Here is a 7,500-nt window from a genome sequence, read left to right on the forward strand (position 1 = left end):
TCCATGGTTGTAGAAATCAACAAACTTCACATCAAAGCCAAGCCCATACCGACACACTATGACATTCTGCGGATGGAGATCTCCGTGGTACTCACCCGCTAAGTGAATCCCTTCAACTCCACACGAAAGTTCATAGAGCAGTAACGCTGCTTGCAGCTCTGTCATCCTTTTTCCCGATTGACGCTTGATAAAGGCACTTAAGATCTCTCCTTCAATGTACTCAGAGATCAGTGCTACAACTTCTTCTCCCCCAATCTCAATCTCTTCATGCCCATGATACTGAATAAGCGATGGCAGTCCCCGTAACTTGTGAAGCATTCGCGCATAACGCCGAGAAGCAGAGCGTCTCTTATTCCGATTCGGATAAAAAAGTTTGACCGCACGTTCTATGCCCGTACCAAGTTCAGAGATAAGGTATACCTCACCTTCCCAGCCAGACCCGAGGGCTTTTTCAATTCGGTACCTTCCAGCAAGTACCGTTTTTTCTTTCAAAGAAAATGACTGCATATAACTTGTTTCTTCTGCTAGAGCGTCTCATCTCTTCCAAACTGCTAACGTGCTATTATACTCCAGAGCGATTGGATTCTAAAGAGTTGCGGGAAGAGATGTTGATAAAATCCTCTCGGCTTGAGGCACCCGCCTCCTTTCCTCATTTTTGGAGGCACATGGGACAGCGCTCTTTAGCGCCACTCAAATCCAACGATCTTCCACCCCTCAGGAAGCTTCTCTAGCTCATAGAAGAGCTTTCGCTTTGCCATAGACTTCATCAGCCCCTCAACTGCCTCAAGAGAAACAGTTGCTCGAGCACTCTTATCCTGCTCGTTAAAGTCAGTGATTGAAAAGGCGCCTGGACGCAACATAGAAAATGGCGACATGCTCTGAGCACTGGCACGCTTGGCCATCCGATCCCTTATACTCCAGTACTGGTCAATAACCATTGATCCAGTCTCTGCTTGAGAAAACGTATTTGCCATAAACTGTTGTCCGCTATTATTCTTATTCATTGGAGGATGCATTGATATCATCTTATTCAGATAACTCGTCAGATGATCCTTGGCAGAAAGCCCCTCTTCAACCTGTGCAAAGCTCTTCTTTTCTTCAATCTCTTCCTTACGCTGCTTCGCCAGATCACGAGCCGTAAGGTCTAAAAAGCTAACAAGCTTCCAATTACCATCTCCGGTATCTACAAGCTGATATTGGATTCGTCTTACAGGAGAATCTTTACCTGAGAGACGCCTTTGTAGAGGGCTGCCAATCAGCATATCAAGATCTATGCGGATAAATTGCCCTGCCTCCTCTTCCGAGACGACAGAATACTGCGTAGGTTGAAAGAGGGAGAAAAATTGAATCGATTTCAGATCATGAGTCTCAGGGTCTTTTGGCCGGAGATTCCAAAACTTGCTCGTTTTTCCCTGAACACCAAAAGGACTCTTTTTCTTTATATCACCACTCTCATCTGTAGGAGGATACTCGCTTATCATGACTTCTAAATACTGCTGAAGCGACTGAAAAGCTGTCGTCTTATCATTCGCTACGACAGTACCATGAGCTATGAGTATAAAGCCAAAAGCGGCTAACAAAAAAACACTTCGGGATGCAACGTAACGCTTACAAATATTCATTACCCTCTTTTCTCCTAAAATTACTCTGCTAGCGCCTTGCTCGCACTTGTTTGACTAATGCGTATGTTGGTCATAGAGCTTAACGCGCTCTCTCTGGTAGTGCATTAATTTTTTTCACAAGGATCTATTCTGTACCAATAATACCAAGATTCATTGCTAGAACCCACAGGGAGCAAGGACAGAAGCAGAACAACTCCTCTCCCCTCTCAAGACCGAGCTGCTTTCAGGAAGGTAGACACGAGCAATGTAAGTGCGCGACCAATGTATCGTTCACCAGTAACAGGCTGCCAACAGGGCGCACCTTCCGCCAAATGCAAATATGCTACCGGAAGGTCACTCGTCATTCGGTGCACATAGAATGCCATTTCTTCTAATGTCAGTCCGTATGGAGTTTGAGCACTAACAGACATAGTAGCAATCGCATCAAGATCGCACTCAATACCGATCGGAAGGCCTGTCTTCAGAAGATAATCTGCTACCTCCTTTAATGCATCCTCAAAAAGATACTCTCGTCTTACATGCGTTGTCTCAAAAGAGATATATCGAAAATTCGCGTCAGCGAATGCTCCAAGTGTCTCTTGTGAATTATAGTTCTCATGAAGACCTACAATGGCATATGCTTTAAGAAGCTCTTCTTCGTACGCAATACGAAAAGCATTCCCACTGTGGCGGCCATTCCGATTTCTAAAATCAGCATGCGCATCACAATTACAACACCCAATGGCAGAGAGCTGCTTTCCCTCTACAAACCCCTTCATGATCGGATAAGCGTTATTATGCCCACCACCAACAACAACTGGCGTCAGGCCCGCAGAAACTATTTCTCTAATAATTGGATAGACTCGGTCATCAATCTCACTACACAAATGTCGCAGATGATCTATATCACCATCCTTTGACTGCTCTTGAAGATCTTGAAGCTCCACTTCTCCTACGAGGACTGCAGAGGCTGACGGAAACAACGTGTTGGCTTGAATATTTAAAAACGTTTGTAAAAAGGCGTCCCATCCCTGATGCGCGCCACCCCGGCCACAATTTGCTCTGGGTCCAATATCCTCAGGGATACCAAGGATTGCAAATTGAGCACCTCTGTTCTTCGCCTCCTGAAGAGCAGCAGAAAGCTGTCCCTCTTTACTTTGGGAAAGTAGAGGCAAGACTTCACCAACCTTTACTTCACCAATACGAGAAACCACATACCGCTCACGATGTTCCTCTAAAAATAAGGTTAGTCGATTCGTCATATCTCGGTGTACACTATTAGTAGTCCCCTCCCTTTAGTGTACAAGGATATTATCCATAGGCGCCATATCATCACACACATATACTTGCTATGATAAACGATTCGCACATCAAGCTCTCTTCTCTTCATCACGATTTAGATGGCCGAATTTCTTCTATCAAAGAGCAGTTTGCCTTGCTTGCGCCATTTCGGGATGTCGTTGAAAGCGCTCTCTCCGACAAAAAGAGTTATTACGGGATCAATACAGGCTTTGGCATACTCGCTACAAAACGTATTGAGCTCGATAGCCTTCTTAAACTCCAGAAGAATCTTATACTCAGCCACAGCGTTGGAGTTGGGCCGCTTATTCCCAAAGAAATCTCTCGACTTATGCTCCAACTAAAAATTCATGCTCTTGGTCTTGGACACTCTGGCATCTCTCAAACAACCCTTGAGCGACTCTGTACCCTCCTAGAAAAAGATCTCATTCCAGCTATTCCCGAGAAGGGAAGTGTTGGTGCATCTGGCGATCTTGCTCCACTTGCTCACATGGCACTACCTCTCATTGGTGAAGGACTCTTTTGGACAAGCGATGGAAATCAGACTATTGAAGCTTCCAAGATTCTTCAAAAACATAAGCTCTCCCCCATCACCCTCCAAGCGAAAGAAGGGCTCGCTCTCCTGAATGGTACTCAGTTCATGACAGCATACGGTTCGCATGTCCTCTCACAAGTATCTAGCCTTCTGAAGATGTGTGACATCATTGGAACAATGTCCCTTGAAGCCGCACGTGGGAGTAAAAATCCCTTTCTTGCAAAAATTCAAGAGCTTCGCCCTCATCCAGGACAGGCTCATTCTGCAGCAAATATCATGAAACTCCTTCAGGAAAGCGATATCCTGGAGTCACATAAGGACTGTGATAAGGTGCAAGACCCATACTCGCTGAGATGTATGGCTGTGGTACATGGAGCATCGCGCGGAGCACTGAAACACGCCTCTGAAGTAATTGAAACAGAGATAAACTCTGTAACCGATAATCCACTTGTCTTTGAAGATGGGGATATTATCAGCGCCGGAAATTTTCACGGACAACCGATTGCTCTCGCAATGGATTATGCCGCTATCGCCCTAGCAGAATTAGCAAGTATTTCTGAGCGTCGTACTTACCTCCTTCTTTCTGGGTATGATGAGCTCCCGTCACTTCTTCTCGAGGACGGCGGGCTGCATAGTGGATTCATGATTCCGCAATATACTCAAGCCTCTCTCGTATCTGAAAACAAAGTTCTCGCACATCCTGCCTCAGTTGATTCAATCCCAACTTCTTGCGGCCAAGAAGACCATGTGAGTATGGGTAGTATCAGTGCAACCAAACTCTTACAGATTTTTAATAATGTGCGACATGTTCTTGGAATTGAACTTCTCTGCGCTGCGCAAGCACTCGATTTTCGAAAGCCCCTTACTCCTGGCAAGGGTGTACACGCCGCATATCACGTTGTGCGCTCTGCTATCCCTCATCGAAACCAGGATGAGACCTTTCAAGAAGATTTCAAAAAAGTGTTCTCCTTTCTTTCCTCAGATGAAATTATACGGGCAGTAGAAGCTGAGATTGGAGAGCTTGTATAATGCCAGTTCTGAAAAATATCCGCACCCTCTATCAATGCTCGAGCAGTGGCGGTCAAAGCGATATCTTTCCCATCGAAAATGCTGCTCTTGCTTGGAATACGGAAGGAGTAATCACCTGGGTTGGGAAAGAATCCGATGCTCCAAGCGAGCTCGAGACAGAGATATCATTCGATGCAAAAGACCACGTAGTTATCCCCGGCCTCATCGACTGCCATACCCACTTAGCATTCGGGGGAGAACGTTCAGCGGAGTTTGAGATGCGAGCGCTCGGGAAAAGCTACCTAGAGATTGCAAAAGCGGGGGGAGGCATCCTCTCAACCGTTGAGAGCACAAGAGCTGCTTCCGAAGAGGAACTGACTGAACGAGCAAGAGAGACGTTGCATAAAATGATAGCTCTTGGCGTCACGACGGTTGAATGTAAAAGCGGTTATGGGCTTAGCCTAAAAGATGAAATGAAACTGCTCTCTGTATATCAAGCCTTACAAAACTCCGAAAAACCTACGCTCCTCACTACATTCCTCGGCGCACACACCATTCCCAAAGAATATAGAGATAATCGGAAACGGTATATCGATCTCTTAATCAACGAGATGATTCCCGCGATTGCGGAGCAACATCTTGCAACTTTTTGCGATATATTCGTGGAAGATTCTGCATTTCAAATCGATGAAGCGCGGAACATCTTGGAAGTAGGAAAGCAACACGGCCTACGACCCAAACTCCATGCCGATCAGCTAAGCGACGGGGGTGGTGCAGCTCTTGCCGCAGAGCTCGGCGCTATCTCAGCTGATCATCTTGAACAAATCTCTGATCACGGAATATCACAAATGGCCTCCACTGGTGTTGTTGGCGTAACGCTGCCAATTGCTTCCTTATATACGCAACAGACACCACTCAATGCGCGACGATTAATTGAAGCACACATCCCTATCGCAGTCGCTACAGACTTTAACCCTGGCTCTGCTCCAAGCTACCACCTGCCCCTGGCGCTCATGCTTGCATGTAACCTGAATCGAATGAGCCCTTCCGAGGCACTCAAAGGAGCAACACTCTATGCAGCACAAGCGCTTGGAATAGAGAATACCGTCGGCTCATTGGAGCTTGGCAAGAACGCTGACTTTGCACTCCTTGACACCCCCTCAGTGAATCACTGGCTCTATCAATTTCAATCCAATAACTGTGTGGCTACCGTAAAGGAAGGAGAGCTTCTCTACGGCACCATGAACACGCTTTGAAGAAACTATGAAGATACAACTCGATGATCACCTTCCACAGCCCCCGGCTTTTAAGGACGGAATACGAAGAGCTCCGACTCGGGAGTTTACGCTTAACAAAGCGGATACGAAGCTTGCTCTACGTAATGCCCTTCGATACATCCCACCGCAACATCATGAACAGCTTGCACCAGAGTTTCTCAACGAGCTGCTTACCCGTGGAAGAATCTATGGGTATCGCTTTTGTCCGCATGAACAGATAAAAGGAAAGCCGGTTGATGAATACCGAGGCAACTGCTTAGAGGGAAAAGCATTTCAGGTCATGATCGACAACAATCTTGACCACGATATTGCCCTTTATCCATATGAGCTCGTGACCTACGGAGAAACAGGGCAGGTTTGTCAAAACTGGATGCAATATCGCCTCATTAAAAAATATTTAGAGGCTCTTACTCAAGAACACACCCTTGTTCTTCATTCCGGACATCCTCTTGGACTCTTTGCTTCACACCCACAGGCGCCGCGCATTATTACCACCAATGCACTGATGATTGGGATGTATGATAATCAAGAGAACTGGCACCGAGCAGCTGCACTGGGAGTAGCAAATTATGGACAGATGACGGCTGGAGGCTGGATGTATATTGGGCCACAAGGAATTGTGCATGGAACCTATAACACTCTACTCATCGCAGGCAGGCTAAAACTCGGCATTCCTCAAGACGGAAATCTTCAGGGAAAACTTTTTGTGAGCTCTGGGCTTGGAGGGATGAGTGGAGCTCAGCCAAAAGCAGTTGAGATAGCCGGAGGTATTGGTATTATCGCTGAAGTCGACATATCCCGCATTACGACTCGACACGAACAGGGGTGGGTCTCCCAAATAGCGAGCACTCCAGAACAAGCATTCCGTCTAGCAAACGAAGCAAGACAGAAGGGAGACAGCACCTCGATCGCCTTCCATGGGAACATTGTTGATCTCTTAGAGTATGCCGTCTTAAAGAAAGAACACATTGAGCTCCTTTCAGACCAGACAAGTTGTCATGCAGTCTATGACGGGGGGTATTGCCCACAGGGGCTTACCTTTGAGGAACGCACACAAATGCTCGCGACTGATAAGGCAACCTTTCGGGAACGAGTACATACGTCCCTTCATCGCCACTATCAGGCGGTAAAAGCTCTCACAGAAAATGGAACGTACTTTTTTGACTATGGAAATGCGTTCTTAAAAGCAGTCTTTGATTCGGGAATAACAGAAATTGCTCAAAATGGGGTAGATGATCGCAATGGATTTATTTGGCCCAGCTATGTTGAAGACATTTTAGGACCAGAACTTTTTGACTATGGCTATGGGCCTTTTCGATGGGTTTGTCTGAGCGGGAAAAAGGAAGATTTGCAAAAGACTGATGATGCTGCAGCAGAATGTATAAAATCAGTGCGTCCAACTCTGACCTATCAAGACAACGATAATTATCAATGGATTAGCGATGCAATGAAAAATAAGCTCGTGGTAGGAACTCAAGCTCGTATCTTGTATCAAGATGCTATTGGACGAAAAATGATGGCGCTTCGTTTCAATAAAATGGTTCGAGATGGAGAAGTTGGGCCCATCATGCTCGGGAGAGACCATCACGATACCGGTGGAACGGATTCTCCATTCCGAGAGACTGCAAATATAAAAGACGGGTCAAATATCATGGCGGATATGGCAACGACACTCTTTGCGGGAAATGCTGCAAGAGGATTTAGCCTTGTTGCTCTTCATAATGGGGGTGGCGTCGGCATTGGCAAATCGATTAACGGAGGATTTGGCATGGTGCTCGAT

The 7,500-nt window shown here is 46.3% G+C and carries 6 protein-coding genes (1 of these 6 only partly in view); 3 read left to right on the forward strand and 3 right to left on the reverse strand.

Going from position 1 to position 7,500, the window contains the following annotated elements; translation table 11 throughout:
* The 3 genes from EBR25_07625 to EBR25_07635 all read right to left on the reverse strand — a co-directional run.
* On the reverse strand, window positions 1–507 hold a 507-nt coding region (locus EBR25_07625), incomplete at its 3' end, for a protein kinase family protein (protein ID NBW40858.1).
* A 173-nt stretch (window positions 508–680) separates the two neighbouring features.
* Complete coding sequence (locus tag EBR25_07630) at window positions 681–1,622, reverse strand: hypothetical protein (GenBank protein ID NBW40859.1); 942 nt, start codon at window positions 1,620–1,622, stop codon at window positions 681–683.
* A 206-nt stretch (window positions 1,623–1,828) separates the two neighbouring features.
* Window positions 1,829–2,863 (reverse strand): arginase, encoded by a 1,035-nt coding sequence (locus EBR25_07635; protein ID NBW40860.1) that lies wholly within the window; start codon window positions 2,861–2,863, stop codon window positions 1,829–1,831.
* 89 nt (window positions 2,864–2,952) lie between these two features.
* Between EBR25_07635 and hutH the strand changes: the two genes are divergently transcribed.
* The 3 genes in view from hutH to EBR25_07650 are tightly spaced (at most 7 nt apart) and all read left to right on the forward strand, a layout consistent with a single transcriptional unit that may run on beyond the window.
* Complete coding sequence (gene hutH, locus EBR25_07640) at window positions 2,953–4,464, forward strand: histidine ammonia-lyase (protein ID NBW40861.1); 1,512 nt, start codon at window positions 2,953–2,955, stop codon at window positions 4,462–4,464.
* The gene (locus EBR25_07645) at window positions 4,464–5,699 is read left to right on the forward strand and encodes an imidazolonepropionase (GenBank protein ID NBW40862.1); all 1,236 of its coding nucleotides are present in this window, start codon (window positions 4,464–4,466) and stop codon (window positions 5,697–5,699) included. The genes hutH and EBR25_07645 overlap by 1 nt, the downstream gene beginning before the upstream one ends.
* Before the next feature lie 7 nt (window positions 5,700–5,706).
* Window positions 5,707–7,500: the 5' portion of a urocanate hydratase gene (locus tag EBR25_07650; protein NBW40863.1), read on the forward strand. 210 nt of this gene lie beyond the right edge of the window; the window shows 1,794 of its 2,004 coding nt (coding positions 1–1,794); the start codon lies at window positions 5,707–5,709; its stop codon lies beyond the right edge, outside the window.

Source organism: bacterium, assembly GCA_009926305.1.
Taxonomy (GTDB): Bacteria; Bdellovibrionota_C; UBA2361; order UBA2361; family RFPC01; genus RFPC01.

Excerpts from the sequence above, each read along its gene's own strand:
- EBR25_07635 (NBW40860.1), bottom strand. The coding sequence starts at position 2,863 with ATGACGAATCGACTAACCTTATTTTTAGAGGAACATCGTGAGCGGTAT.
- EBR25_07630 (NBW40859.1), bottom strand. The coding sequence starts at position 1,622 with ATGAATATTTGTAAGCGTTACGTTGCATCCCGAAGTGTTTTTTTGTTA.
- hutH (NBW40861.1), top strand. The coding sequence starts at position 2,953 with ATGATAAACGATTCGCACATCAAGCTCTCTTCTCTTCATCACGATTTA.
- EBR25_07645 (NBW40862.1), top strand. The coding sequence starts at position 4,464 with ATGCCAGTTCTGAAAAATATCCGCACCCTCTATCAATGCTCGAGCAGT.